This is a genomic window from Roseivirga misakiensis, assembly GCF_001747105.1.
Classification (GTDB): domain Bacteria; phylum Bacteroidota; class Bacteroidia; order Cytophagales; family Cyclobacteriaceae; genus Roseivirga; species Roseivirga misakiensis.
The window spans coordinates 839,907-866,172 of record NZ_MDGQ01000005.1 but is presented as its reverse complement, the minus strand read 5'-3'; the positions used below and the strand labels follow the sequence as shown (position 1 = coordinate 866,172).

Annotated in this window: 25 protein-coding genes; 12 read left to right on the top strand and 13 right to left on the bottom strand. The window is 40.1% G+C overall.

The window, feature by feature from the left end; translation table 11 throughout:
- The first annotated feature begins 37 nt into the window (after window positions 1-37).
- The 3 genes from BFP71_RS11520 to BFP71_RS11510 all read left to right on the top strand — a co-directional run bounded on the left by BFP71_RS11520 (window position 38) and on the right by BFP71_RS11510 (window position 2,749).
- Window positions 38-925 carry a DNA-3-methyladenine glycosylase family protein gene (locus tag BFP71_RS11520; protein WP_069835613.1) on the top strand — a complete coding sequence of 296 codons (888 nt, stop codon included), beginning with the start codon at window positions 38-40 and terminating at the stop codon, window positions 923-925.
- Between the two features lie 73 nt (window positions 926-998).
- A complete protein-coding gene (locus BFP71_RS11515) occupies window positions 999-2,135 on the top strand; it encodes a YHYH protein (protein WP_176723356.1) in 1,137 nt (378 codons plus the stop codon).
- Complete coding sequence (locus tag BFP71_RS11510) at window positions 2,132-2,749, top strand: hypothetical protein (protein WP_141719745.1); 618 nt, start codon at window positions 2,132-2,134, stop codon at window positions 2,747-2,749. Before BFP71_RS11515 ends, BFP71_RS11510 begins: the two co-directional genes overlap by 4 nt.
- 66 nt (window positions 2,750-2,815) lie before the next feature.
- Here the strand turns inward: BFP71_RS11510 and BFP71_RS11505 are convergent, their stop codons facing one another.
- From BFP71_RS11505 to BFP71_RS11495, 3 genes are all read right to left on the bottom strand, one after another.
- Window positions 2,816-5,398, bottom strand: a complete 2,583-nt coding sequence (locus tag BFP71_RS11505) for an ABC transporter permease (RefSeq protein WP_069835610.1) — start codon at window positions 5,396-5,398, stop codon at window positions 2,816-2,818.
- Entirely contained in the window at window positions 5,399-5,734 is a 336-nt protein-coding gene (locus BFP71_RS11500; protein ID WP_069835609.1) for a PadR family transcriptional regulator, read from the bottom strand.
- Between the two features lie 106 nt (window positions 5,735-5,840).
- The gene (locus tag BFP71_RS11495) at window positions 5,841-6,941 is read right to left on the bottom strand and encodes an adenylate/guanylate cyclase domain-containing protein (protein WP_069835608.1); all 1,101 of its coding nucleotides are present in this window, start codon (window positions 6,939-6,941) and stop codon (window positions 5,841-5,843) included.
- Window positions 6,942-7,058: 117 nt separating this feature from the next.
- Between BFP71_RS11495 and BFP71_RS11490 the strand changes: the two genes are divergently transcribed.
- The 3 genes from BFP71_RS11490 (at window position 7,059) to BFP71_RS11480 (ending at window position 10,178) form a co-directional block, all read left to right on the top strand.
- Window positions 7,059-7,604 carry an RNA polymerase sigma factor gene (locus BFP71_RS11490; RefSeq protein ID WP_069835607.1) on the top strand — a complete coding sequence of 182 codons (546 nt, stop codon included), beginning with the start codon at window positions 7,059-7,061 and terminating at the stop codon, window positions 7,602-7,604.
- Window positions 7,601-9,109, top strand: a complete 1,509-nt coding sequence (locus BFP71_RS11485) for a hypothetical protein (RefSeq protein ID WP_069835606.1) — start codon at window positions 7,601-7,603, stop codon at window positions 9,107-9,109. Before BFP71_RS11490 ends, BFP71_RS11485 begins: the two co-directional genes overlap by 4 nt.
- An 85-nt stretch (window positions 9,110-9,194) precedes the next feature.
- On the top strand, window positions 9,195-10,178 hold the full coding sequence (locus BFP71_RS11480; RefSeq protein WP_069837057.1) for a glycosyltransferase family 2 protein: 984 nt from the start codon (window positions 9,195-9,197) through the stop codon (window positions 10,176-10,178).
- A 67-nt stretch (window positions 10,179-10,245) separates the two neighbouring features.
- On the opposite strand, the gene BFP71_RS11475 is transcribed toward BFP71_RS11480, so the two are convergent.
- Entirely contained in the window at window positions 10,246-11,619 is a 1,374-nt protein-coding gene (locus BFP71_RS11475; protein ID WP_069835605.1) for a M28 family peptidase, read from the bottom strand.
- Between the two features lie 458 nt (window positions 11,620-12,077).
- On the opposite strand from BFP71_RS11475, the gene BFP71_RS11470 reads away from it, so the two are divergent.
- Entirely contained in the window at window positions 12,078-12,662 is a 585-nt protein-coding gene (locus BFP71_RS11470) for a hypothetical protein (protein WP_069835604.1), read from the top strand.
- Window positions 12,663-12,691: 29 nt separating this feature from the next.
- Here the strand turns inward: BFP71_RS11470 and BFP71_RS11465 are convergent, their stop codons facing one another.
- The 8 genes from BFP71_RS11465 to BFP71_RS11430 form a co-directional block, all read right to left on the bottom strand.
- Window positions 12,692-13,552 (bottom strand): nucleoside phosphorylase, encoded by an 861-nt coding sequence (locus tag BFP71_RS11465; RefSeq protein WP_069835603.1) that lies wholly within the window; start codon window positions 13,550-13,552, stop codon window positions 12,692-12,694.
- Window positions 13,552-14,517, bottom strand: coding sequence for an oxygen-dependent tRNA uridine(34) hydroxylase TrhO (gene trhO, locus BFP71_RS11460; protein ID WP_069835602.1), 966 nt, complete (start codon window positions 14,515-14,517; stop codon window positions 13,552-13,554). The genes BFP71_RS11465 and trhO overlap by 1 nt, the downstream gene beginning before the upstream one ends.
- A gap of 53 nt (window positions 14,518-14,570) precedes the next feature.
- The gene (locus BFP71_RS11455; protein ID WP_069835601.1) at window positions 14,571-15,203 is read right to left on the bottom strand and encodes a NeuD/PglB/VioB family sugar acetyltransferase; all 633 of its coding nucleotides are present in this window, start codon (window positions 15,201-15,203) and stop codon (window positions 14,571-14,573) included.
- A 61-nt stretch (window positions 15,204-15,264) separates the two neighbouring features.
- Window positions 15,265-16,539 (bottom strand): DUF2851 family protein, encoded by a 1,275-nt coding sequence (locus BFP71_RS11450; protein ID WP_088125006.1) that lies wholly within the window; start codon window positions 16,537-16,539, stop codon window positions 15,265-15,267.
- A 25-nt stretch (window positions 16,540-16,564) separates the two neighbouring features.
- A complete protein-coding gene (pyrF, locus tag BFP71_RS11445; RefSeq protein ID WP_069835600.1) occupies window positions 16,565-17,380 on the bottom strand; it encodes an orotidine-5'-phosphate decarboxylase in 816 nt (271 codons plus the stop codon).
- The gene (locus tag BFP71_RS11440) at window positions 17,377-18,015 is read right to left on the bottom strand and encodes a LolA family protein (RefSeq protein ID WP_069835599.1); all 639 of its coding nucleotides are present in this window, start codon (window positions 18,013-18,015) and stop codon (window positions 17,377-17,379) included. The genes pyrF and BFP71_RS11440 overlap by 4 nt, the downstream gene beginning before the upstream one ends.
- A 22-nt stretch (window positions 18,016-18,037) precedes the next feature.
- Window positions 18,038-20,584, bottom strand: a complete 2,547-nt coding sequence (locus BFP71_RS11435; RefSeq protein WP_069835598.1) for an FtsK/SpoIIIE family DNA translocase — start codon at window positions 20,582-20,584, stop codon at window positions 18,038-18,040.
- A 73-nt stretch (window positions 20,585-20,657) separates the two neighbouring features.
- A complete protein-coding gene (locus tag BFP71_RS11430; RefSeq protein WP_069835597.1) occupies window positions 20,658-21,704 on the bottom strand; it encodes a quinone-dependent dihydroorotate dehydrogenase in 1,047 nt (348 codons plus the stop codon).
- A 33-nt stretch (window positions 21,705-21,737) separates the two neighbouring features.
- On the opposite strand from BFP71_RS11430, the gene BFP71_RS11425 reads away from it, so the two are divergent.
- Together BFP71_RS11425 and corA are read left to right on the top strand one after the other, a co-directional pair.
- On the top strand, window positions 21,738-22,679 hold the full coding sequence (locus tag BFP71_RS11425; RefSeq protein WP_245701840.1) for a mechanosensitive ion channel family protein: 942 nt from the start codon (window positions 21,738-21,740) through the stop codon (window positions 22,677-22,679).
- A complete protein-coding gene (gene corA, locus BFP71_RS11420) occupies window positions 22,624-23,724 on the top strand; it encodes a magnesium/cobalt transporter CorA (RefSeq protein ID WP_141719744.1) in 1,101 nt (366 codons plus the stop codon). Before BFP71_RS11425 ends, corA begins: the two co-directional genes overlap by 56 nt.
- Here corA and xerD read toward each other — a convergent pair whose 3' ends face one another.
- Window positions 23,725-24,627, bottom strand: coding sequence for a site-specific tyrosine recombinase XerD (gene xerD, locus BFP71_RS11415; protein WP_069835595.1), 903 nt, complete (start codon window positions 24,625-24,627; stop codon window positions 23,725-23,727). It abuts the gene before it with no gap.
- An 89-nt stretch (window positions 24,628-24,716) separates the two neighbouring features.
- Here xerD and aroQ point away from each other — a divergent pair, with 89 nt between their 5' ends.
- The 3 genes from aroQ to rnhA all read left to right on the top strand — a co-directional run bounded on the left by aroQ (window position 24,717) and on the right by rnhA (window position 26,265).
- Window positions 24,717-25,139 carry a type II 3-dehydroquinate dehydratase gene (gene aroQ / locus BFP71_RS11410; protein WP_069835594.1) on the top strand — a complete coding sequence of 141 codons (423 nt, stop codon included), beginning with the start codon at window positions 24,717-24,719 and terminating at the stop codon, window positions 25,137-25,139.
- A 98-nt stretch (window positions 25,140-25,237) separates the two neighbouring features.
- Complete coding sequence (locus BFP71_RS11405; protein ID WP_069835593.1) at window positions 25,238-25,810, top strand: MarC family protein; 573 nt, start codon at window positions 25,238-25,240, stop codon at window positions 25,808-25,810.
- Entirely contained in the window at window positions 25,807-26,265 is a 459-nt protein-coding gene (gene rnhA, locus BFP71_RS11400; protein WP_069835592.1) for a ribonuclease HI, read from the top strand. The genes BFP71_RS11405 and rnhA overlap by 4 nt, the downstream gene beginning before the upstream one ends.
- Window position 26,266: the final 1 nt, after the last annotated feature.

Here is a 26,266-nt window from a genome sequence, read left to right as displayed (position 1 = left end):
CAAATAGGGTGTTAACTTGGCTAGACAAGTCTAATTAATGCCTTTACTCAGCTTACAAACACCACAAAGTTTTGATTTTGATCAATGCCTCTTCTTTTTAGACAGAGGTTACGACGAATGTCTTTATCAATTGTCAGGACGATCGGTGCTACGCACTATAGAATGCGATGGTGTTCTTGTGCCTTTTTCAATTATCGAAAAGAAAGGGAATTTGGTGATTGAAGTTGATGAGGGCATTACAGATGAAGTTCAAAATTTAGTGCTCGATTATGTCAAAGAGTGGTTCGACCTAGAGCGTGACCTTGCTCCTTTTTACAGCCTGCTAAATAAATCCGACCAACTTAAACCTCTGGCAGAAAACTATCACGGGCTTAGACTAATTGGAATACCAAGCCTTTTTGAAGCACTCTGCTGGAGCGTTCTCGGTCAACAAATCAATCTAACATTTGCTTTCAAACTGAAACGCCGATTAGTTGAAGCATATGGTGAATCAATAGTTTTCAAAGGCCATAAACTCTACCACTTTCCGAGCCCCAAAGCATTGGTGAATTTGGACGAGGAATACTTGAAAACTCAACAGTTTTCTCGGGGAAAAGTGAAATACATCAAAAACGTGGCTGAATCATTTCTAAAAGATGGTTTGAGCAAATCTACCCTTCTCAAAATCCCTGAATTTGGAGAACGACAGATGCTTTTGACAAACATCAAAGGCATTGGTGTATGGTCAGCTAACTATGCACTTATGAAAACGCTCCATCAGCCAGAAGCAATTCCATTTGGCGATACTGGCCTAACGCAGTCTCTATTTAATTTCGGACTTATCCCTGACCGAAAAGATGAAGCAGCTATAATTAAGTTTTTCAAAGAAATGCGGGGTTGGGAAGCCTATACGGTTTTCTATCTATGGAGAAGTCTAGCTGGCTGAAATTTCATCGGAAAAACGTATCATCAACCGCAAGTTTTCATCGCGCCTATCATCTTATATGAAAAGTGTAGTCATGAAAAATATTAAACTCCTATTTTTTTCCTTAGTAGTGATCGTGCTGAGCGATTGTTCTTCTACAAAACCAGATCAGGGTTCTCAAGGTGCTCCTACTGATCGAGATCAACGTTTCGGACCACCCCAAAGAGGTGGTAATGGCCCCGGCCAAGGCCCTGGAGGTCCTGGCGCTGGAGGTGCCAGCAGAAACAACCCCGAGGCGGATAATCAAGGTGGCAATACCTTCTTTATCAATTTAGATGGTTCCGATTGCAATGTAGATATTGAAGCTAAACTCGGTGTTTCAAGTGTTTATACTGAAATCATCGACGAAAAAAATCAACTAAGAAAGATTACCATCAATAGCATAGCCGACCATCAGGTAGGTGAATTTCCTAACCCTGGAAACCCAAATACAATTAAAGTTTCAAAAGGCACATTCAATATTCCGCTCAACCCCAAAGTAGCCACTAAAACAACCAGTGCTCAAGGGTTTGATTCGGGTGTACTTTTTAGTGGTGTGAGTATTGACCCGTTTACGGCTGAAATGTTCATAGGAAGTACTGGACAAATGAATCCGAGATATAACATCACCACACTCACCTCCACTGAAAACCTGGGGTTGGATTGCAACAATGCCCACGTGCAGCCAACAGGAAAGTATCATTATCACGGAACTCCTTCAGCGCTGGTAGACGATGAAGGTATCGATGGATCTGAAATGGTTAAAATCGGATACGCATCTGACGGTTTCCCTATCTATTATAAGTATGGGTATAATTCCGAAGGTGAATTGGTAGAGCACCAAAGTGGCTACAAACTAAAAGAAGGCGATCGTGGTGGAGATGGCGTCACAGCACCTGATGGCCCACATAACGGAAGGTATTTTAGCGATTATAAATATGATCAGAATTTATCTGAATTAGACGCTTGCAATGGACGCTGGGGCAAAACTCCAGAAAGCGCGAATGAATACTACTATGTGGTCACTGACAACTTTCCGTCAGTACCACTTTGCTTTAGCGGTACTCCAAACAATGAACTTAGAAAAGGCGGTGGCAGAAATGGTGGTCAAAGACCTCAACGAGGTGCCGGCGGGCCTCCACCTAGAAGAGGTGGTAATCACGATGAAACGGAACCAATCAATAAATTATGAAGTACGCGCACAGATTACTCGTCTCGATATTGATTTTTGGAATAGTAAGCTACAAAGCAAATGCACACGACCCTGATCAGTTTAGCTATCAGTTTTCTTATGGAAAAGGGGCAAATGAAATGATAATTCACTTAACGCCGAAAAGCGCCTTTGATCTGATACTGTCATTAAAGCCCGACTTATCGGATACGGCTGTGATCAGACTGAAGGATTACATTGTTGACTATGCAAACTATTTCAACAAAACGGTTCAATTAGACATCAACAATAATAAGGTAGATTTTATCCTTTACGCCACTAACCTGACCGAACATGATGCCACGTTGAGTTTTCAAATCAATGGCTATAAGGGGGCTTATGACGACTTTCGCTTATCTATTTCGAGCTTTACAGAAATATATCATCATACAGAAAACAATGTAAGGGTCCCAACATCGCAAGGTGAATTAAACTTCATTCTAGACAAAGACAAGCAAACCTATATGCAGTCCGACACTACCATTAAAAGTTCATTTTGGTCGGGAAATGTAAAAATATATGCGTTGGCTGTTCTAGCACTGTTGATCGTTTTAGGGCTTTCATTAGGTGTAGTCAGAAAAGTAAAACCCAATTGATTTGGGTTAGAAACAAAAAAGGGGAGATGACTGATATCATCTCCCCTTTTTTATCAATGAACCTTATTAGTCTACTCTAAGCGTGTCTGACGGATTCATTTGTCTTACACGACGCATCTGGATATTTATAGTTAGTACACAAACGCTTAGCAATAAAACAGAAGCTAAAACAAGGTTTACCAAGTCAATTGGCGCATGTTCGCCGTAAACACTATCCAGTAAAATGCTTACAACTTTTACTGCCAAAAAGCAGCCTGCCACTAGCGCAAACCCGACGATAAACGAAAACTGTTTATAAACACCTTTCAACAAGGTAACGGTCGATGCACCGAGCACTTTCTTAATTCCGAATTCTTTAAACTTTGAGGATATATTTAAAGAAACTAGTCCGAAAAGTCCCATAGCAGCCAGAATTACAGCCATAGTAGCGGTGAAAACCAATACATTCTTCAGCCCCTTCAAGTCCTCAAATTCACCATCGCGCACCTCCGATTGAAAATGAGAAACGAACGTTTCATCGATATAAGCTTTTTCCCAACTGGACTTTAAGGCTTCTCGAACGCCCAAAATGGTTCCAGGTCGTGTTTTCACCGTTAAAGTTGTCTGTAAAGAATCAGGAACTGCTGTAAAAACCGAAGCTTGAATTCCATCTTGAAAAGAGCTGTAATAGTAATCTTTTAGCACCCCTACGATCTGGTATTCTTTTTCATCAATCGTCACCATTTGATTGGTAAAATCGTCTAACTGAAAAATCTTCATAAACTTTTCGTTGACGAGCAGCTTACCTGTAAGGTCACTTTTTAGTTCCCTGTTAAAATACCTACCCTCCACTAGTGGGATATTCATAAACTCAGGATACTCAGGTGCGCTTTGTAGAAACTGACCGTGAAAAGCTTCCTCACCCACTTTCATCTCACGAAAATCCCAATGTCTGTTTAGGCTGTTAAAGCTTCCAGAGACATCCACAACATTCGGGTTCTTTAAAATATCTTCTCTAAAAGCGCTTAACCTATCCTTCGACACGCCAATAACGAGCTTGTCCATTTGGTCGTAGCCCCAATCCTTTGCGGCATACATGGAATTATTTTGAACGGCTGAAATTCCAGCAACTATCGTAATAATGGCCAAAACGAACTGGAAAGTGAGCAAAACCATGGTAAATCGACGTTTACCACTGACTTTCTCTGACCCTCTAAAAATTTTAACTGGCTTAAACTTAGAAACGAAAAATGCCGGATAGGTACCGGAAGCAATGGTTAAAAATAATAACAAGGCTACAGCAAATTTCTGGAGCGCGAAATGACTAAAAAACTGAAGTTTTAAGGTACTGCCCGAAATCTGATTAAAACTCGGAATGAAAAACGCCATGGCCAATAAGCTACCAATAACCAGAGCCAAGCTGCAAAGAATCAGGTTTTCGGAAAGAAACTGTAAGACTAATTGCGACCTTCTACTACCGATTACCTTACGAATTCCGATTTCTTTTACCCGTTTGGTGGCCATCATAGTGGCAATATTGATATAGTTAGACATAGCGAGTACTAACATGAATCCTGCTATACATGCCAACAAAATCATAGGCGCTTTTGGCGGCATCATGCCCACTCCACCTTCAATGAAACGTGAGCTTTTCGCCATCGTAACGATCGGTTCAATAGCTAGTGCTTCATATTTTCTCTCATGACCAAAGCCTTGCTGTACTTTGGTTAAAGGCTGTAGGTTCGCTACAAACAGATCACGGTCAACACCTTCCTCTAATTCTACAAAAGTGTTTGCATTGATATTCTTTAGCTCTCGTCCAGAACGATACCAATCGAAATGAATGACAAGATCAGGTCTTAAGCTTCCCTTTCTTTCTGGCTTTTTAAAAACTGTAGCCACCTCAAAATCCCTACTCTCGCCCAGGATTGTGATATTGACGATTTTACCTATTGGGTACTCATCCTTGAAATACCACGCGGCTGTTTCCTCAGAAATGGCAATCTTTTTAGGGCTACTTAGAGGTTTAGAGTCCCCGTATTTTACTTGGTAAGTAAAAGTTGTGAAAAACCCTTCATCTGTAAAGACGGCATAATCCGTGAGTTTTTTGCCTTCGACCACGAGTTTAACTTCTCCCTGTCTGAATTTTAAAACGTTCTTTACGCCCGTAATTTCCTCTTTTATTTGGTCGGCAATCGCCCAAGAGACATAACCATATTTCCTGTCCTCACCTTCCACAAAAGCATCATGTGTGAGTAAGTAGATATTGTCACCATTCTCATGAAAATCGTCGACATTAGTTTGATACTCGATGTAGAGAAAGGCGACCAGACAGCAGCCAATAGCCAAAGACAGCCCTAGAATATTGATTGTTGAAGGCATTCTTTGTTTCCAAAGATTCCTTAAACCGATTTTAAAATAATTTTTGAACATAGCAATGTTGTTTAATTTTTGAGTTTGACTTGAATTTCGTTTAATGTTTGCCCACCTAAAGAGCCTCACAACGTCCCAAACGAATGACCTTTTCGCTTGGCTGGCTCCTTTATCTTCTAAGCGCCAATAAAACAGCTCGTATACATCTCCTTGGATTTGCTCCAGCAGTTTTGGGTTACAGTACCAACCCAGAAATCGGTCAGCCCACTTTGGTGGATTAATCTCTTCCTGACTCATTTATGAAAACTGATATGAGGTAGCGCTTGCTAGTTGACCATAAAGCCTTTCTCTCACCGATCTCACTTGATCCAAAGTCGATCGCCCAGCAGAAGTCAAATAAAAGTTACGCCTTCTTCTTCCACCACGTGTTTTAGAAGCCCCACCCATCTCCGACCGTAGAAAACCTTTATCTTCAAGTCGGTTCATCACCGCATGAATAGCACTGATATTAACCTCTCGACCAGTCTGATCTTTAATTTCCTTCAAAACTGATACGCCATAAGCATCCTCATAGAGCACACCTACAACTAGAAGGACTAACTCTTCCAGTTCACCGATATTTGTTCCTTTCATTGATCAGGCATTAGATTTACAAACATAGATCAAATCTATAACATCTATGTTTGTAAAACAAATAAATGAACGAGTGTCGCCCTAAAAAAACATTCAGATTGACTTTTTAAGCTTGTTTTAGCTTAAATAAATTGATTGTTTGATCTCTACCACGAAGTATAAATGATCCTTTTGGAGTGGCATCGTACCGATCACCCAGTTCTATCTTATCCAAAAGATGTTCAGAAATAAGCAGCTCACTTTGAAGCTCATTGCAAAGTGATTGAATCCGAGCAGTTACATTGATCGCATCACCTGTAAATAATAGTTCTTTCTTCAACACGCCAACTTCACCGCGTGTCACTTGTCCTATATGAATACCCGCCTTAAATACTGGAACTTCACCGAAGTTCTTGAGGTAATATTCACGATTCTTTTCAACAGATTCCTTTATTCCGAAGAAACAGGCAAGGCAATTTGCTTTTACCAGCCCCTCTTCTCCTTCCCAAGAAAGGACAATTTCGTCACCGATATATTGGTATATCTCAGCTTCCGTGGATAAGATCGACCTGGTCATATCTCGGTAATAGCGGTTAAGAAACCGATAATATTTTTCATGCCCCATTTTTTCGGCAATGCTCGTCGAGTCTTTCATATCTAAAAACATGAAAACTCGTGTTTCAACTTTAGAAGTATGGTATTTACCGGTAAAGAAGTTCACCACTTGACTCGTTCCAATATTATCGATCATCTCCTTGATAAATAGAGAGAGCGTAATAAAGGCGGCACAATGGATCATGGTACTCCAAAATGCATAGTTGGAAATAAAGTCACCCACCGTTTTTAGCACATCTGGATGAAATAAGGGGAGCTCTAAAGCCGAAGCATTAATTGGCAGAGCCAGCAGGAGAAGGAAAGCTGTAAGGAACACAGCATATAGCAGCACCTTGCTCATCAATTTGAAGACAAAGCTCTTGTTACTTAGAAGAAATCTGAAAAGAGTCAGTTCACAAAAACCGATCAGTCCTCCCATGAATATGCTTCCCAGCAATATTGATATTCCAGAAGCAGTCGGGTCATATGGGTTAGTGGTAGAAGGATAAAAAGAAGTATCACCTAAAAGCCCTCGCTCAACGTTATAATAAAGCGTGCCACCTATGACAAAAATAATCACATAAATAATCCACGAGAGCAGAAAGCTCTTTCGTTTTGGTGACAGTCCAGACATCAATTTGAAATTACAGAAATCAATGGCTGTTTTAACGCCTTAAGAAAAATAATTCAGTTCAATGTAACCTTTCGTAGGCATAGGCGACTATCGGTGCAAGAATCCTTATTTTAGAATATGAGCAATTCCAAACAAAATGATTTTATGATAGCCTATAACGGCTGCCACGATCGTTTTTTACGCTATTGCTCTTCCCTTGCTTATGGAAAAATGGACGTCCAAGATCTGGTACAAGATGTACTGGTAACAGCTTACCATAAGTTTGAGAAAATTGAAAATAAGGATCAGCTTTTACATTACTTGATTAAGGCCGCTCGCAATAGGTCGATCAGCTTGTGGAGAAAACAAAAAAAACAACAAGAACTGACGGACATACATGCTGAAAGGCTCGCTGATCAAGGTGTATCGCCAGAAACTATTCTGGATATCCAAGTGCTCTATCGCATGCTCAATAAGCTTCCAACAAAACAAAAAGAGGCACTTATCCTCTTTGAAATTAGTGGGTTTAGTATGAGAGAAATCGCTGAGATTCAAAATAGTAACGAAGGCGCAGTAAAGACTAAAATTAGTCGAGGAAGGAAAAAATTGGCTGCATTAATGTCGGATGAATCGGCTAGCCAAGTTTCCGATTTGTTCGAAACCATTCAAACCATAACGCTATGAAATCGATAGATAATTCAGGCATGTTTGAAAAGGCAAAACAGGTGCCAACGGAGCTCTCTAAAGAGGTCGTCTTGGAGTTTATTGCCAGCATTCCGACACTCCCTCCCCCGACGAACAACTGGTTTCAAAATTTCAATTTAAACTCAATTATCATGACAACAACAGTCATCACAGTGGTCACGAGTGCGATACTTTATTTTAGCACTCCGAATAATGAAGAGAATCTCCAACCGATTCCTCAAAACGTCCCAGAGGTCGAACAAGAACAAACCATTTATACGGATACTACCCAAGAGGAAGTGTCAGCAGTTGACACGGCACCGAAAGAGGGTGAACCACCCAATGAACAACAAACAACGCCGAGTAAGCCTAACAAAAAGGCAAATATTCAGCCTGCACAGGTTACTAGGAGTCAGGAGGAACCAAATGATACAACATCATCAATTGGCTCTTTGATTCCTAGCTTGAATCATCTGGATGCGGGACAGGCAGTCCAATTCAATACTTCCCCAACGAAAACATCGCCAATTTCACTGACAGGTGCACAATTAAGAAGTCTTAAGAGTAAGTTGATTAAGTATGTGAAGCAGGACGGACTCAATCGGAGCAATTACAACTTTATTATTGTAGAGTTTAACAAGCGAAAACCGAAGATCAATCACCACACCCTCACGCCTCCTCAAATAAAGCGTTATGAGGACTTATTGGCGTCGTATAATGTTTCATATAGTCCACAAAGACGCATTGTTGTTGACAAAAAATACATCATGGTCGGTGACTTTACAGAGGAAGGATTTTCTGGAAGTGCGCTTGGCAGAGCAATGGATATTCAATTTAAGGGTTATGATAATGGCGAAGACTTTGATCTTTTTAGTGATGAAAAGATAACCAATGGCTCTCCCACAAAATCAGATACACTGAGGTCGATAAGACAAGTAACGGTATCGCCTATAGCTGAGCCTAAACGAACTGGTGGTTCATTCTTTCAACCTTATGCACCACCGCGCCCGGCACCTCCAATTATTAGAGGAAAAGGTGGCCAAGAGGAGTATAATATCGTATTCAAACAGTCCAAAAACCCTTCGATATTTGACAAGTCAGGTGTTCGGAAAAGGAATATTCTTACACGAAAAAAACTTAAGCAATTAAGGAGAGCCGTTTACGATGTGCTTTACAAAGCTGATGTAATTAGTTCGAAAAAAGTAGATGTTAGAATAGAACTCAATCCCGAGCTACTCACCGTTAACAGAGAAAAAGTAAGTGATTTAGTAAACCTGGATTTGCGCGATGTATTTTTAAAATATGATGTCTCATCCGGGTCACATACCAAACTCCTGATGAACAACGAATTTATTATGCTTGGAGATTTCAAAGATAATAAATTCAATGGCTCCGTTACAGGAGAACTCAACTCTAAGGATATTCAGGAAAGTATTTTTAATGATGATTTTAAAGAAATTTCCATGTTTGGGTTAGACACTATCTCCAAAATAGACGATAATTGAGAATCAGTCTTAACCAATAAAAATACACTTGGCCTATCCAGATGATATAACTTCAAATAAGGCGCTACCACTTGTCTCTATAATCATGGCGGCTAAAGATACTGCACCTTATTTGGAGGAATGTCTTGATTCAATTTTAGCTCAATCTTACCAAAATTGGGAGCTGATTGCCATCAATGATCATTCAACAGATGCTACTCCTGAAATATTGACGTATTATGCACAAAAAGATAGGCGAATACGGGTCTTTCACAGTGAAAGAAAAAAGCTTATCCCTACTCTGAAACACGGGTATCAATATGCTCAGGGAGAATTGATTAACCGGATGGACTCGGATGATAAAATGCCCTTTGATAAGCTCGATACGCTTGTGCGAGAGTGGATGCAATATGGCAAAGGGAATATCATTGCTGGGGGTACTGAGCATTTTGTGGATGAAGGAGAAGTTGGTGGTGGATTTCTTAGGTATGAGAATTGGCTAAATCAAGTGGCCAAAGAAAGCAAACACTACCAAGAAATATATCAAGAATGCGTAATACCATCCCACTGTTGGATCATTCACCGCGATGACTTTGAACTTGTTGATGGATTTAATCCAGAGGTCTACCCTGAAGATTACGATCTCTGTTTTCGGTTTTATAAGCATGGCCTAAAGGTCAAAGGGATAGATAAAGTTTTACACTATTGGCGAGATCGATCGAATAGAATTTCTAGGACTTGGGAGGAGTATAAAGACAATCGGTATTTTGAGATGAAACTTAGATACTTCTACGATATTGATAGAGACCAGGCTAGACCACTTGTGCTTTGGGGTACAGGTCGAAATGGAAAAGACATGGCTAAATCGCTCTTAAATTATGAAAGTAAATTTCATTGGGTTTCTGATAATGAGCGTAAGGTTGGAGTAAATATTTACGATATCCAAACAGCGCATTTAGATATTATTCCAAATCTAGATGCTCCTCAAATAATGATCGTAGTGGCTTCTCCCGAAGGCAAAAAACAAATTGAAGATCAACTTGAATCTTGGGGTAAACGGCCAGTGAAAGACTATTGGTTTTTCCTTTAATGGAATAGATTAAGCAATAAAAAAGGGAGCCTAAGCTCCCTTTTTTATTGTCTCTCTTTATCAAAATCTATCTCCTTCTTCGGATTTGTTGTGCCGGAAACACCACTGGCGATTCATTACCATCTTTACCAACTGCGGAAACTCCGAAATAGTAATTATCAATCACTATTCCCTCCAAGGTATGCTCATTTACTCCCGAAACATATTTGAAATTATCCCAAGTCGGGGAAGTTGTTAATCTCCAATAGAGCTTATAACCCGCAATATTGGGGTCATCAGACTTAGCCCATTGTAACGTAGTGGATGGCCTAACGGCGCCTCCAATTCTTACATCCTTTGGTGCTGGTGGCGCCCAAGCCAAACCTGCCATTGAAATGGCGTTAACCGCAGTAAGCTTTTTGGCATAAGGAAAATTCACCCCTTCAATTACGTCGCCATACTTAATACCATTTTCCTCTCTTATATTTTGATGTTGACGGTTGTAATTTTCATGTGCTTCCATGATTCTTACTCCTGCAAAACCCAAATCATTGAACGGTCTATGATGGCCGCCTCTTCCGAACCTATCTAAACGATAAATCATCATCGGATTCATTTCAGGCATATACGTTTTTACTTGCCCGTGAATATATCTTGCGAGCTGCCTTGAAATACCATCTACTTCGCCTCCAGCGAATCTTCGAGCACCCCGCTGGCGTGCCGTTTCATTAGCTGGCGTTGGTTCAGAAAAGATTCGGAAAGTTCGGTTATCGATCACCCCATCAACACCTTCTATATTACCAATCATGTCGTTGTTTAATACGCCTATGATCTCCCAATTATTCTCTTGGGCATATTTCGCTAAACCTCGGCCACCAAATAAACCTTGCTCCTCACCTGATAGACCAACAAAAGCCACACTATGCTTAAACTTGTATTTTGTCATCACACGGGCGGCCTCAAGTGCTCCGGCCATACCAGAAGCGTTATCATTAGCCCCCGGTGCGTCTATTTCATAATCCATCGTATTTGATGCTCTAGAATCAATATCTCCAGACATCATTACATAGGAATTCGGATAATCGGTACCGCGTAGCACTGCCACCACATTTACAACCCAAGCGCTATGTGGTACCCGGCTTCCTTGTGTTTTTTCCACAAAATCCTTTTGATAAAACACCTCTAAGCAACCACCGCATTCTTCAGAAATCTTCTCGAATTCGGATTTAATCCATCTTCTAGCCGCACCAATTCCTCTGGTTTCAGAAACTGTGTCGGAAAAAGTATTTCGTGTTCCGAAATTGGCTAAGCGCCTAATGTCAGTTTCAATTCTATCGGCTGAAGTATTATTAATGATATCATATATCCTAATGTCAATCTCAGGTGGAGCTTGTTGTGCCGACAATCCTTGAAATGACATTAAGAAGGCAATCATTCCTAAAATTTTAAACGTCTTCTTCATAAAGGGTTTTGGTTTATGCTTGGGCGTTTAAATTAGAAAAGAAATGGACATATCTAAACCGATAATTGACTAGTGGATTTTATCCAAAGTACTAATACAGTCTTTAAGGGTCAGGAAGCTTACAGTTGTTAACTAATGGAGGATCTATAAAAAAGAATAAAATTTATTTAACGTGTAACAAACTTGGCACATAGATTGTCGTATAAGAAGAGTAAGCATAATAAAAGGGATGAAAAAGAAAACACTATTTATAACAGCAGCTGCAGTAATTGCCACAGGTCTTGGCATTTACAGCATAGCAGGCAAGAAAATTGCGCTTCCTAAAAAAAAGAGAAGTAGCAAATAGGTAACAGGTCCAGTATTCTAACATCGTTAAATACTGTTAAGATGTATGGCCTCGGTATATCCGGGGCTTTTTAGTGTCTAAACTTTATTAATTTAGCAACAGACCAAGTTTTATGAAGCAATTCCTTCTGTTGAGTTTCTTACTCACCGCGAGCCTGACCCAAGCTCAAATCGTGGAACGCCCTGCGGACCCTAGGTTAAATATAGATTCAGCCGTCGTAATGATGGATCAGGAAAAATATACCGAAGCGGATGTTTACTTTATGAGGGCTTTAGATGCTATTGAAGTGTTGCCTGCCGACTTCTGTTTTCATTTTGGTAAGAACTCATTATTCCTAAAAAAATATACTCAGAGCATCGATTGGCTCAATAAATACCTTGAATTGAAAGGTAGCACCGGTCAATTTTCTAAGGAAACTATTCTATTACTAGACAAGGCCGAAAAAGGTTTTAGAGATAACCGTGGTGTAATTTCTTCTGCCGATGTCAACAAAAAATTCTTCTACCAAAATACAATTAAGTGTAGTGATGATAAGCCGATCTCTTGCCCAGTATGTAAGGGAGACGATTTGATTATAACCATTGATCCACTTGGGGAAAAGCTCTACAAAGTATGCCCCTTTTCAACAAATGGGGTTTTAACGTGTACTGAGTTTAATTTGTTAATTCAGGGCAAACTAAAACCAAAGAAGAAATAGAGTCAAATGCCTAAGACGGGGAATTGTTTTTAAATAAGGCGTTCAATCACCCGCTGAATAAGCCGATCGACGGCCGCCTCGTGATTTTCTGAGAACTCTTGCCTGGGTCTATTGGCGATCAAGGCATTCAGGCTAATCATTTGATGACCCAATAGTTTTGCCATGGCGTAATAACCAGCAGTTTCCATTTCGAGGTTAGTAAAACGACCGAAAGGTGTTTCCATCTGTGCTAACTTATCCACCATGCCGTCGATTCTTGGCTTCAACCTCACCTGCCTACCTTGTGGTGCGTAAAAACCCGGAGCCGTAATCGTGACGCCACGATGGAAGTCTGTTTGAAATAACGCTAATAATTCGCTTGAAGCTTCAGCCAAATACGGATCAAAATTAAGATCCAACTGATTTCTGAGTGAAGCCAGAAATTCATTTATACGTTCATTAGACTTCCAATCATAAAAGCTCATGAGCGTATCTAATCCCAATGCGGCTTCAGAAACCAAGTGTGCATCAATAGGAATATCCTCTTGGAGACATCCAGATGTTCCAATTCGTATAATCCTCAATTCTTTGAGCTCCTTATTGACCATTCTGGTTTTCAGGTTAACATTGACAAGAGCATCGAGCTCGGTCATCAGCAACTCGACGTTGTCCGTTCCCATTCCAGAGCTCATGACTGATAAACGAGTTCCACTAATACTGCCCGTATGCGTAACCAGCTCTCGGCTATTTACGCGATGTTCCACTTGATCGAAATAACGACTTACTTTCGGTACTCTATCTGGATCTCCGACTACGATGATGGTATCGGCCACCATTTCTGGCAATAAGTTTAAGTGATAAACTCTACCGTCATCTGTTAAAATCAGTTCTGACTCAGGGATACGTACCATTAGTCGATTTTAGCAGGGTCTCTCTTCACCCCTTTTAATGGGTTATAGTGATTAGTATTTTTCTGATAGTAACCCGTGCCATCATACGGCCGTCTGGCAGGATTTTTTCTGCATTCTTCTGAGCAACAGCCATCCATTAACCAACCCGCTTCTTCTGACATTGGGATATGCGCATTACATTCAGGATTTGCACAGTTAACCATTCGATCGGTCGGCACTCCCGAAATAAAACATTTGGATAAAATAGAAGGGTTAACCGAATTTACATCAGCTGTAATCCTATTATCAAACACATAGCATTTGCCCTCAAAGTCCTTTCCTTCAGCTTCTAGACCATATTTAATAATGCCACCATGGAGCTGGTAAACATTTTCAAAGCCTTGTTCCAATAGATATGCACTGGCCTTTTCACACTTAATCCCACCGGTACAATAGGTGATGACTTTCTTTTTCTTAAGATGCTCTAATTGCTCCACTTCTTGCGGAAAATCCCTGAAGTTATCGATGTCCAAAGTCAGAGCATTCTTAAACTTCCCTACTTTATGTTCATAATTACTCCTGACATCAAGGATTACAGTATCATCATCCTGCTTTTCTAATATCTCTCTAAATTCTTCAGGCTCAACATAAGTACCAGTCTCTATATTTGGATCGATGTGTCTTAGGCTTGAATGAACTATTTCGGGTTTCACTCGCACGTGAAGTTTGGCAAAAGCCATGCGATCATGAGCTTCAACCTTGAATTCAGTATGACCAAAACGCTCATCGGCATGGACATACTTCATATAAGCCTCACAATCTTCTTTAAGTCCGGAAACTGTTCCATTTAGCCCTTCAGGCGAGATAATAATTCTACCTCTTAGGTTATTTTCAACGCAAAACAAGTGATGCTCTTCTCTGTATGCCTCAAAATCCTCGATTTTGGCATAGCAGTAATACAGTAATATTGAGTATTCCTTTTCCATAATTCCTGCCCTATTGCTTGTAGGGTGGTTATACGATAACTAAAAAATTGTTTCTATACTTCTTTTGCTGGATTTCCGAACATGGTTTTATCATCCCCCACATCGGCAATAATCACTGAACCAGCACCTATTCTTACATTCTTTCCAACTTTGACTCCTGGTACTATTGTCACACCCGAGCCGATAAATACATTTTCGCCAATCTGCGCCTCTGCACCCACCACTGCTCCAGCTCCTACTTGTACAAGGTCTCCTAATTGAGCACTATAGTCTACCAAAGCGTTACTATTAATCATGCAATGGTCTCCAATTTTTGCATTTGCACCAATAACAACACCGCTATTGATAAATTCACCGTGTCCTATGTGGGCTGTAGGAGCAATTTCTGTATTGCTGTGAATGGCGTTAACCGGCATTTTCTTTCTTCGCTCTTTTAAAAGCTTTACAATCCCTTTTCTAAGTGCACGATCATCTACTGCGATAAATCCCTCGCATTTCTTACCAATAAGCTTTAAATGTCCGTCATCGTCAGTTCTGCCAAGAACCGATAATTCGCCGAGCTCATTGCCATGCAGTTCTTCATTATCATCGAGGTAACCATAAACGATGATGTCGTTGCTCTCAAAAATCTCTTTAGCTGCTTGGCCAAGTGCGTTTGCACCAAAAATAATTACAGGGTTTTCCATTCACTTTGCAATTGAACTGCAAAGATAATGCTTTTGAAGCTATTTAAGCACTAAGGTTCATTTATCGGCTTACTAATTCTGCGCCAATGTTACAGTCGATGCAGCGGTTGCCACTACAAAAGGTGTTGTACAATTCTATCAGCCCTTGACTATCAAATGCTGAAGAAACATTCCAACCGTGTTCTGTCCATAACGCTGTGATTCTATTCGATTCTTTGGGTAAGGCCATGAGTAGATTCATAGCTTTTTCCATGTATTCATATTTATCCTGATGTTTTGCATAGGCCACAAGTAAAGGCACCGTCGTATTAATCAATAAGTTGACTTTGGCTTGTTTGGTCATTGGGCCGGTAATCATTTTACTTTTTTTGTCTATAACCACATGATCTATCCAATAATCAGGTTGTCTCATTATCAACTTATCTATTAGTGACTTTGGCTCAGTGAACTCTGTAAAAAGACTGAAAAGATTCTGAAATTCGCAGAGCATTGCCGCAAACTGGGCAATTCGAATTGTCGGAAAATTAGAAGGCCTAACCCCAGAAAAATTCCACTGGTTGTAAGTTATTGACTCTTGAATATCATACTTCGCTTTCAAGTATAGATATTCCTTTTTTAACTGTTGAGGGTATTCGTCTACCACATCAATGTTCAATAAACCGGATGCACCAAAAAGTAGTGCCTCATATTGATAAAGCTGACTATGTTTTCTTAGAAATTTCGAAGGGACAGTTCTGGCTAGCCGCAACATATTCTCGGCGTTTACCTTAAAGCCAAAACCTTTGGCCAACCATTGATAAGCCGTTTCTTCCCATGAGTAGTTATTCTCAAGGAGCAATTCATTCACTGCTTTTGACTTTTTCTCCAGCCGATTAATCAACGTTTTTTCAAGCATGGATAATCGGGTGACCACTTTCACACTCTTCAACTGTGTCCCGCAGGGGATTTTGTCTGTGTTTTTAAGCATTAACTGATAGCGATCGATAAGCTTGGGTTTAATCAAACCTTTTAAAGCGATCGTAGGAATTGGTTTCCCCGAAGGGTTCAAGACTTCTTTATCATACTCATAAACCACATGTAAGATGACGTTGCCATAGTTCGGATCGTTGGAGTGCTTGTGGTTGTGCCAATCGGATGAATTGATATGAATTTCTACCGAACCAGCCCATTGCATTTGATCTATAGTGAGTTGGGCTTCTTTAAAGTCTGGACCCGCAAGATGGTTGTGAAAGCCAATTTTCTGAATGGAGACTGATGCTCCTGAAACTGTGACTAAATTGGATTTATTAAAATATTGATTCTTCCACACAAAGTGAAGAAATGCTTCTTGTATCATGGGTGTATATGTTTACACCCAGAATTTATAGAAATTTATTTAAATAATCGGTCATTTGCTGCTGTAGTTCACGGGCTTTTTCGCCTGCAACTGTCGCAAAGTTTGAAGTATCGTCGGCATATATTATGCCTCGGGAAGAATTAACGAGTAAACCACAAGTGCTATTCATTCCATACTTTGAAACTTCCTCTAAACTACCGCCTTGAGCACCTACACCAGGAACTAGGAGAAAATGATCTGGTACAATCTGTCGTATATTAATCAAGGCTTCAGCACGGGTAGCTCCAACCACATACATGAGTTGATCGTGTGTCCCCCACTCTTGGCTCTTTCTAAGTACTTCTTCATAAAGTTCTCCACCTTGGGTTAACTCCAAGTTTTGAAAGTCCTTTCCACCAGCATTAGACGTAAGAGCAAGCAAGATGACCCACTTATCTTCAAAAGCTAAGAAGGGTTTTACAGAGTCTTCTCCCATATAAGGCGCAACTGTAATAGAGTCACAGTTCATTTGCTCAAAAAATGCCTTGGCATACATCTTAGACGTATTACCAATATCTCCTCTTTTAGCATCTGCTACGATGAAGATATCTTCTGGGATGTACTCGATAGTTTTTTGTAAACTTTCCCAACCAGCAATCCCATGCGCTTCATAAAACGCAATATTGGGCTTATAAGCTACCGCATACTCGGCTGTAGTATCAATTATTTGTTTATTAAAAGCGAAGATTGGGTCTTCTTCTTTTAAGAGATGGGAAGGGATTTTTTCTATGTCAGTATCTAAGCCAACACATAGATAGGACGACTTTTTCTGAATTTGCTCAAAGAGCTCTTGTCGATTCATTCGTTACGTAAATCCTCTTTATGTTGAACTGGATTAGCTTTTTCATCAAACTCAAAAAACTTTTCGTTGTAGGTCTGATTAGGTTTAAAACTAGAGACTTCAAAAGCAGATATTACATCATCGTAATCCACTAAATCCCATGCTTTTAAATAAGAGTCTTTTTGTCCAACATACATCAAAATTTTAGGGTAAGGAGCATCTTCATCGGTTGAAAGCAACTCGATCACGTGTACTGGCTCACCATTTACCTCGTCCAGTCTTTTATACTCAAAATTAAAGCCTTCCTTGTAGATGTCGTAAATCTTGGCTGGGTTAATCGCTCCTTCTTCCGGTTCAAAGTTACTGATCGTTAGTTCTTGTGTTTCGACAAGGTATGTCCATAGAACAGGGCCATTACAATAGATATGCTGATCTTGAAACTTAAGTACAAACTTCTCTTTTGCCACCGCAGCACTACCGCTCAGCCTTTCTATGACTTCCGACTCACTGATTACTCTTTGTACGAATGCGATTTCATAGCCTGGCATAGCCTTGTATGTCTCGCTCATTTTATCAAGGATAGATTTTGCTTCACCTTGCCCTTTGACGGTTACGGATATAACCACCAAAATCATCACGTAAAATATTCTCTTCATCTTCTTATCTAATCTCTTTGAATCAATTATCGTCCAGAGTATTCAATAACTGTTCCAAACTATATTCGTCAGGTATGAGTACCTGACGTGCTTTACTTCCTTCAAATGGGCCAACAATTCCTGCAGCTTCCAATTGATCAATAAGTCGACCAGCTCTATTGTAGCCCAACTTCAATTTTCGCTGAATCAAACTTGTACTACCTTGCTGATGCATTACGATCAATTTGGCTGCTTCTTCAAACAGCGCATCTCGATCTGCCAAATCTACATCGGCCTTGCCGCTATCTCCTTCATCACCAGTAAATTCTGGCAATAGATACGCGGATTCATAGCCTTTCTGCGACCCAATGAAGTCGCAAATTTCGTCTACTTCTGGCGTATCTACAAATGCACATTGCAATCTTATGACATCGGAACCTAAAGAAAGCAACATATCACCCTGCCCAATCAGCTGATCGGCACCTCCAGCATCTAGAATTGTTCTAGAATCCACTTTGGACGTTACCCTAAACGATAATCGTGCTGGGAAGTTGGCTTTAATAATACCTGTAATAACATTCACGGAAGGCCGCTGCGTGGCAACTACTAAATGAATACCAATAGCACGGGCCAACTGGGCCAACCTTGCAATTGGTGTTTCCACCTCTTTTCCAGCTGTCATCATCAAATCTGCCAGCTCATCTATCACTAAGACGATGTAAGGCAAGAATTTGTGTCCTTTTTCAGGATTCAACTTTCTATCGATGAATTTCTGGTTGTATTCTTTTATGTTCCTACACGCTGCATCTTTCAATAGATCATAACGCTGATCCATCTCAATACACAGAGAGTTCAGGGTATTGACAACCTTTTTAGTGTCTGTAATGATGGGCTCTTCATTATCAGGAAGCTTTGCCAAATAATGTCGCTCAATTTTATTGAATAGGGTTAATTCTACCTTTTTAGGATCAACCAGTACAAATTTGAGTTGCGATGGATGCTTCTTATAAAGCAGCGAAGCCAAAATCACATTTAACCCGACAGATTTACCTTGACCAGTAGCACCGGCCATTAGTAAATGAGGCATTTTGGCCAAGTCTGTGATAAACACATCATTTGAAATGGTCTTCCCTAGAGCCACGGGTAACGCCATATCCGAATTCATGAATTTATCGGTAGATATAACCGATTTCATGGAAACCATTTCCTTATTCTTATTCGGCACCTCTATACCGATTGTTCCCTTACCAGGGATCGGCGCGATGATCCTAATCCCAAGCGCTGCTAAACTCAAGGCTATATCATCTTCCAAATTCTTAATCTTCGAGATTTTAACACCCGCTTCAGGTACAATCTCATACAAGGTAACTGTTGGGCCAATTGTCGCTTTAATGCTAGAAATACCAATCTTAAAATTGGTTAGGGTCTCTACGATTTTGTCTTTGTTGGCTTGAAGTTCCTCCTTGGTTACCGAAATCTTACCAGTAGAGTACTCTTTCAAGGAGTCGATACTCGGAAACTTAAACTTCGGCAAATCCAAAGTTGGGTCGTAGTGACCTGCCTTTTTCACTAGCTCTTCAGCTGCTTCATTTATCTCAACCTCAAAACTTGGCCCTTTTTCCGCTGGCTTGGCGATTGGTTGGTTAATTGGCTCAACTTCTAATTCCAACTCCTTCTCGGGCTTCTTTTCAATTGGTTGGGGTGGTGTAGCATCCAATTCGATGGTTTCTTCAACCATAACTGGTGTTTCCGGAGCCTCAGTCGCCTTCTCTTGCTCTTTTTCCTCTTTCAAAGAAACAACCCATTCTTTCAGCTCTTCTTCAGGATCAACTGATTCTTCTGCTACTGCTTCATTCAGCTCAGTTGTGCTATCATTGGCTATATCCACTGTTGGTATAACGTCGGACGCTTCGTCGGTACCTGCGACAGCATCTTCTACCGAGGATTTCTTGAGGGATAAGATTTCGGTGATGTTGAAGAAGAAAATTACAAAAACCAGTAAGGTGAATGCTAGGAATAGGATTGTTCCGAAGCCTAATAAATTGTCAAAGAAAATTGAAAGTTCATAGCCTAAACCGCCACTATAAAAGCTCCACTCTGATACCGAAGTATCTCCTTTTATCATCGAACCCATCAAAAGGCTTAACCAAATCAGGAAGAACGACACAAAGGCAACAGCCCTTGAGAGTTTCACTAAAGCTTTTCCCCAGACTATTCGATAACCAAAAATGAATAAGAGAGGTGGTATCAAAAAAGCAGAAATACCAAACCAAGAAAATATTAGTTTATGCGAAACTAAGGCACCCACTAGCTTCATCCAGTTGGCCGCTTCTTGTCCTAGTGATTTTACGGTTTCATCTTGGCTAAAAAAAGCTTCTACTACACTTTGGTCTACTTTTCCGGTAAATAGATAACTAACACAGGCTAGAAAAATGAATACCGCAGATAACAATAAAAAGAACCCGACTGAGAGCAAAAAACGTCGATCTTTTAAAAAAGGGATATTTAAACTGAAAGATAGTTTCTTCTTGGGCCTTTTTGCTTTGCTACTAGACTTGAATGTATTGGACTTATACGTGTTTTTGGCCATTTAAAAATCTAAAACCTGTTTATACGAATTTAATCGAAATTAATTAACTGAGACTATTATTCTACAAACGAAGTCACTGCCCGTTTTCTTTCCACTGGGCAACACCTTTATTTATTCGCTTTACCATGCCAGGTCCTTCGTAAATAAAACCAGTGTATACTTGTACCAAGCTTGCCCCTGCTTTTAGTTTTTCGATAGCATCTTCTGCCGTTTGAATCCCTCCTACACCAATGATTGGAAAACTACCATTAGATTTTTTATGTAAGAAGGAAATCACCTCAGTAGATCGATTCTTGACTGCCTTGCCACTTAAACCACCTGCCCCTATCTCCTCAATAGTCTGGCTCGGAGTTTTTAAACCCGACCTTGAAATCGTAGTGTTGGTAGCAATGACTCCAGCAATACCGGTTTCGTTAACAATCTCTACGATATCCATCAATTGATCTTCTGAAAGATCTGGGGCTATTTTTAATAAAATCGGCTTATGGTCTGAAAAGCTCTTGCCTGCTTCTTGAAGGCTATTTAAAATATGCTTTAGAGGTTCTTTTTCTTGAAGAGCTCTTAGGTTGGGTGTATTGGGCGAACTTACGTTTACCACAAAATAATCCACATACGGATGAAGTCCATTGAAACAAGTCAGGTAATCATTAACCGCCTCTTCATTTGGCGTCACTTTGTTTTTACCGATGTTTCCTCCAATTAACACATCTGATTTTCGATGCTTTAAACGCTCTATCGCGGCATCTAGGCCTTCATTATTGAAGCCCATTCGGTTAATCAAGCTTTTATCATCTGGCAATCTAAAAAGCCTTGGTTTTGGGTTGCCCTCTTGAGGTTTTGGTGTAATTGTACCAATTTCTATGAACCCAAAACCGAAAGATGATAGCTCATCAGATATTTTAGCATCTTTATCAAAGCCAGCCGCTAATCCCACGGGGTTCTTAAATTCTAGACCAAAACACTCCGAAACTAAGCTTGGGGCGTTGTAGTCATATAAACCTTCGGCGATTGACCGAGCGCCTGGAAATTTAAATAGTCTTTTAATCCAACGAAAGGCAAAATAATGAGCTGATTCTGCATTTTTCGTAAACAGGAAGGGGCGAATGATACTCTTGTACAATGGGGAGATTTTTGGCAAAAATAGAGCTTATACTTGAAAGGAGTAATTCTTTGGGCAGGAAATGATCGGCATATTATCCTATTGAGTAATTTTGAAGCTATGAAAGATATTCTTAAAGCTTTCGAACTAACGAGCAGCCAGGCGCTCAACTATACTTTTTTTGCCTTAGCGGTATTGATATGTGCCTTTATTCTCCTTAAGATATTAAGGGCATTTTTGAACCGATATATTAGAAAGTCGAGTGATGACCTAAAGGTAGACCCCACGCAGTATAAGTTCTTGAATAACGCCCTTGGGTTCATTATTTACCTAGGAGCCATTGCATTTATCTTTATGGTAATCCCAAAGCTCAAGACGGTTGGGGTAACACTTTTTGCTAGTGCAGGTATCTTCGCGGCAATTATCGGTTTTGCATCGCAAGCAGCGTTTTCGAATATTATCAGCGGCATTTTTATTGTCATTTTCAAGCCTTTTCGCGTCGGTGATATTGTTCAGGTGAGTAACCACTCGACTGGTACAGTTGAAGATATAACGCTGCGTCATACAGTCATCAGAGACTTTGAAAATAAGCGATTGGTTATACCAAATTCGGTCATTAGTGCTGAGTCAATTCATAACTACAATTTGATTGACGAAAAAGTCAGGAATCATATCTTTTATGGTATAAGCTATGATTCTGATGTTGATCTAGCGATCAAAATAATTCAAGAAGAGGCTATGGCGCATAAAAACTTCATAGACAATAGAAGCCAAGAAGAAAAAGATAATGGTGACCCAGCTGTGATTGTCAGGCTAATCAACTTCGGCGATTCTAGTGTGAATTTAAGAGCGCAGGTTTGGTCGAAAGACCCAATTTTAGCTTTCGAATTAAAGACCGATATTAACAGGACAATCAAAAAACGATTCGACCTTGAAGGAATTGAAATACCTTTCCCGCACAGAACGCTGGTTTACAAAGGGCAAAAAGAAGGCTGAGGAATCAAATTCAGCCGACCAGCTTAATCAAATGCCTGGTTCCCTGATTTATACAGGTGATCAGCATATAGATGAAGTCAAGTTAGAACTTATTCAATTCAACGAATCAGAATTTGATCAAAGTACTATTACACCATCAGCATTATCGGAAGTAGTTAAGCCAGATAAAATTGCCTGGCTAAATGTTGTTGGCCTGCACGATACCGAAGTGATTAAACTGATTGGCGAAGAGTTCAACATTCACAACTTAGTTTTAGAAGATGTATTAGACGTTAACCAACGCCCTATTTTCGACGAACACGAGGACCACTATTTGTTTGCCACTAAAATGCTCAGAAACACGAGTGGCAAGGTGATCAAAGAACAATTGAGCATCGTTGTTGGCGATTGTATTATTATCACTTTCCAAGAAAAAGAGGGTGATATATTTGACGGTGTTCGAAATAGACTTAAAAAGTCCAAAGGACGAATCAGAACTAGAAAATCAGACTATTTAGGCTATGCTTTACTCGATGTAGTAATTGACCATTACCTCGCGATCATTGAAATTTATGGCGAGGTAGTTAATGAGCAGGAAATATTGCTTTTGGATGAAGTAAACAAGGAAATACTAACGGATATAAACTTAGTCAAGAAAGAAGTTAACCTTTTAAGAAGGTATGTAAGACCATTAAAGGATGCGATAATCGCCTTAAACAAGTCTGATTCAGATTTGATAGAAAAGAAGACACGTCCTTTCTTGAAAGACTTACTAGAACACACCACTTATGTAGCAGAAAGTATTGAGGTATACAGGGAAACGATCAATGACAACCTGAACACATATCATACTCATATGACAAACAAGCTAAATGATGTGTTGAAGGTACTTACGGTGTTCTCGGTGATATTTATACCGCTTACTTTTTTAGCTGGTATTTATGGAATGAACTTCGAATTTATTCCGGAATTAAGCTACCGATATGCCTACCCAATTTTCTGGGCAGTAATAGTAACGGTCGCAGTCGGCATGATTTTATACTTCAAACGGAAGCGTTGGCTTTAATCAACTTCTCGGGTGAAATTCTTGAATCACTTGACGAAGATAATCACGATCCAAATGGGTATAGATTTCGGTTGTAGTAATCGATTCGTGCCCTAGCATTTCTTGCACAGCCCTTAAATCAGCACCACCTTCAATTAAATGAGTGGCAAATGAGTGCCTGAATGTATGTGGGCTAATTGTCTTTTGAATGCCAGCCCTTGCCACAAGATCGCGTATGATGGTAAACACCATTTGTCTGGTCAGTTGCCTGCCCCTTCTGTTTAAAAATAGAATGCTTTCGTGCCCAGGTTTTACATCTAAGTGATTTCTGATTGTTTCTCTGTAGAGCTGGATGTGCTTTAGCGCCGTTTTACCGATTGGGACAAGTCTTTCTTTACTCCCTTTACCAAATACACGTAAGAAACCCACTTCAAAATGTACGTTGGCTGTTTTTAAACCCACCAATTCACTGACCCTTAACCCAGAACTATAAAGCGTTTCAAGCATAGCTCGATTTCTTGTTCCTTCAGGAGTAGAGTGATCGATAGCCTCGAAAAGCTGATCTATTTCCTCAACGCTAAGCGTATCTGGCAACTTTCGACCCAGTTTCGGCGCCTCTAACAATTCGGTCGGGTCTACATTCAGCACACCTTCGTAAAGTAGAAATTTATAAAACGATTTCAATCCAGAAATAATCCGAGCCTGAGAAAAAGCGCTCATTCCTAAGTCGTTGATCCATTCAATAAAATCCTGTAATTCAATAATTGAAACAGACAACGGGTCTAAATCTTCTTTGTCTGCTATACCCAAAAACTGCCTGAATTTAACTACATCACGGATGTAAGCATCAACTGAATTGACACTCAAGGAACGCTCTAACTTTAAGTAGTTTTCATATTCCTGTATATGTATATCCCAAGACACCCTCAATAATAGCAAAATACTGGAGCTATGCGGTAATAATCGCTGCCTAAACTTCGGAACAATTAAAGAATGCTTTAGATTTGATCTTTATGAAGATAATCATCATTAACGGACCCAATCTTAACCTACTCGGTACTCGAGAGAAAAGTATTTATGGTGATGAATCATTCGAGGGATATTTAGAAAAACTTAAGGGTACTTTTACAGAAGTTGACCTCTCCTACTACCAAAGCAATGTTGAGGGCGAACTCATCAATAAGCTTCACGAAGTTGGGTTTGACTATGACGGAATCATCTTTAATGGTGGCGGTTATACGCACACCTCTGTAGCAATATCTGACGCCATAGCGGCCATAAAAACACCTGTAGTCGAAGTTCATATTTCGAATATCCATGCGCGAGAAGAATTCAGACACCTGAGCCTTATTACTAAGGAATGTGCAGGTATGATTACTGGATTTGGGCTAAAAGGCTATGAAATGGCCCTAGGTTACCTAACCTCAAAAACTTAAAGTTCAAGCGATTTTTTCATCGCCATAGGACAAAGAATTCCACCCCTTTTGAACATAATCACAAAGGCTATTCCTAGCTTTGCATAAACTTTTTAATCATGCTTAGTTTTAAAGCTATTCTTTCAGTTACGTTGATCCTTTTCTCAGTGATCGACATACTTGGTTCTACTCCTGTAATCATTGATTTAAGGAAGAAAAACGGACATATTCAGTCAGGAAAAGCAACTTTAGCCGCTGGAATTCTAATGATTCTATTCCTCTTCATTGGCGACAACCTTTTGGGATTATTTGGGGTTGATGTAGGCTCTTTTGCCATAGCTGGATCGATTGTAATGTTCATTATTGGGCTTGAAATGATTTTAGGGAGAAACTTTTTTAAAAATGACCCAAGTGCCTCAGGTAGTTCATCTATCGTACCGATCGCTTTCCCGCTAATTGCAGGTGCAGGAACACTAACTACCATTATTTCCATTCGCGCAGAATATGCCGAACTGGATATACTTGTCGGCATTGTAGTGAACTTGATTTTTGTCTACGCTGTGTTAAAATCTACCAACTGGTTAGAGAGAAAAATTGGTGATGCCGGATTAGGCGTGCTTCAAAAAGTATTTGGGATTATATTACTCTCCATTGCCATTAAATTATTCAAAGACAACATCATTAACCTATGATAGTAATTTACACCGATGGCTCTTCGAGAGGAAATCCTGGCCCTGGAGGCTATGGAGCAGTGATGAAATACAAAGAACACCGGAAAGAACTCTCCCAAGGTTATCGTAAAACGACTAACAACCGCATGGAGCTCCTGGCAGTCATCATAGGCTTGGAAAGTTTGAAAGTAGAACAAGCCAAGGTGAAGGTGTATTCTGATTCTAAGTACGTGATTGATTCGGTAGAGAAAGGTTGGCTTTGGAACTGGATCAAGAAAGACTTCAAAGGAAAGAAGAACAAAGATCTTTGGTTACGTTTTGCAGAAGTGTATAAAAAGCATCGGGTTACATTTCAATGGGTGAAAGGTCACGCTGGAATTGAAGAAAACGAGCGTTGCGATCAACTGGCTGTAGAGGCTGCCGACGGCGGCAATCATCTTATTGACGAAGGCTTTGAGTCTGGACTTTATTCCTAAT

Bases quoted from the DNA above. Each gene is read 5' to 3' on its own strand.
- BFP71_RS11450 (WP_088125006.1), bottom strand. From the start codon at position 16,539: ATGATACAAGAAGCATTTCTTCACTTTGTGTGGAAGAATCAATATTTT.
- BFP71_RS11495 (WP_069835608.1), bottom strand. From the start codon at position 6,941: ATGTCTGGACTGTCACCAAAACGAAAGAGCTTTCTGCTCTCGTGGATT.
- BFP71_RS11405 (WP_069835593.1), top strand. From the start codon at position 25,238: ATGCTTAGTTTTAAAGCTATTCTTTCAGTTACGTTGATCCTTTTCTCA.
- BFP71_RS11490 (WP_069835607.1), top strand. From the start codon at position 7,059: ATGAGCAATTCCAAACAAAATGATTTTATGATAGCCTATAACGGCTGC.
- BFP71_RS11500 (WP_069835609.1), bottom strand. From the start codon at position 5,734: ATGAAAGGAACAAATATCGGTGAACTGGAAGAGTTAGTCCTTCTAGTT.
- aroQ (WP_069835594.1), top strand. From the start codon at position 24,717: ATGAAGATAATCATCATTAACGGACCCAATCTTAACCTACTCGGTACT.
- BFP71_RS11485 (WP_069835606.1), top strand. From the start codon at position 7,601: ATGAAATCGATAGATAATTCAGGCATGTTTGAAAAGGCAAAACAGGTG.
- BFP71_RS11440 (WP_069835599.1), bottom strand. From the start codon at position 18,015: ATGAAGAGAATATTTTACGTGATGATTTTGGTGGTTATATCCGTAACC.
- BFP71_RS11455 (WP_069835601.1), bottom strand. From the start codon at position 15,203: ATGGAAAACCCTGTAATTATTTTTGGTGCAAACGCACTTGGCCAAGCA.
- BFP71_RS11475 (WP_069835605.1), bottom strand. From the start codon at position 11,619: ATGAAGAAGACGTTTAAAATTTTAGGAATGATTGCCTTCTTAATGTCA.
- BFP71_RS11515 (WP_176723356.1), top strand. From the start codon at position 999: ATGAAAAATATTAAACTCCTATTTTTTTCCTTAGTAGTGATCGTGCTG.
- BFP71_RS11435 (WP_069835598.1), bottom strand. From the start codon at position 20,584: ATGGCCAAAAACACGTATAAGTCCAATACATTCAAGTCTAGTAGCAAA.
- BFP71_RS11520 (WP_069835613.1), top strand. From the start codon at position 38: ATGCCTTTACTCAGCTTACAAACACCACAAAGTTTTGATTTTGATCAA.
- BFP71_RS11465 (WP_069835603.1), bottom strand. From the start codon at position 13,552: ATGGTACGTATCCCTGAGTCAGAACTGATTTTAACAGATGACGGTAGA.
- BFP71_RS11480 (WP_069837057.1), top strand. From the start codon at position 9,195: ATGGCGGCTAAAGATACTGCACCTTATTTGGAGGAATGTCTTGATTCA.
- BFP71_RS11510 (WP_141719745.1), top strand. From the start codon at position 2,132: ATGAAGTACGCGCACAGATTACTCGTCTCGATATTGATTTTTGGAATA.
- BFP71_RS11470 (WP_069835604.1), top strand. From the start codon at position 12,078: ATGAAGCAATTCCTTCTGTTGAGTTTCTTACTCACCGCGAGCCTGACC.
- pyrF (WP_069835600.1), bottom strand. From the start codon at position 17,380: ATGAATCGACAAGAGCTCTTTGAGCAAATTCAGAAAAAGTCGTCCTAT.
- BFP71_RS11505 (WP_069835610.1), bottom strand. From the start codon at position 5,398: ATGAGTCAGGAAGAGATTAATCCACCAAAGTGGGCTGACCGATTTCTG.
- rnhA (WP_069835592.1), top strand. From the start codon at position 25,807: ATGATAGTAATTTACACCGATGGCTCTTCGAGAGGAAATCCTGGCCCT.
- trhO (WP_069835602.1), bottom strand. From the start codon at position 14,517: ATGGAAAAGGAATACTCAATATTACTGTATTACTGCTATGCCAAAATC.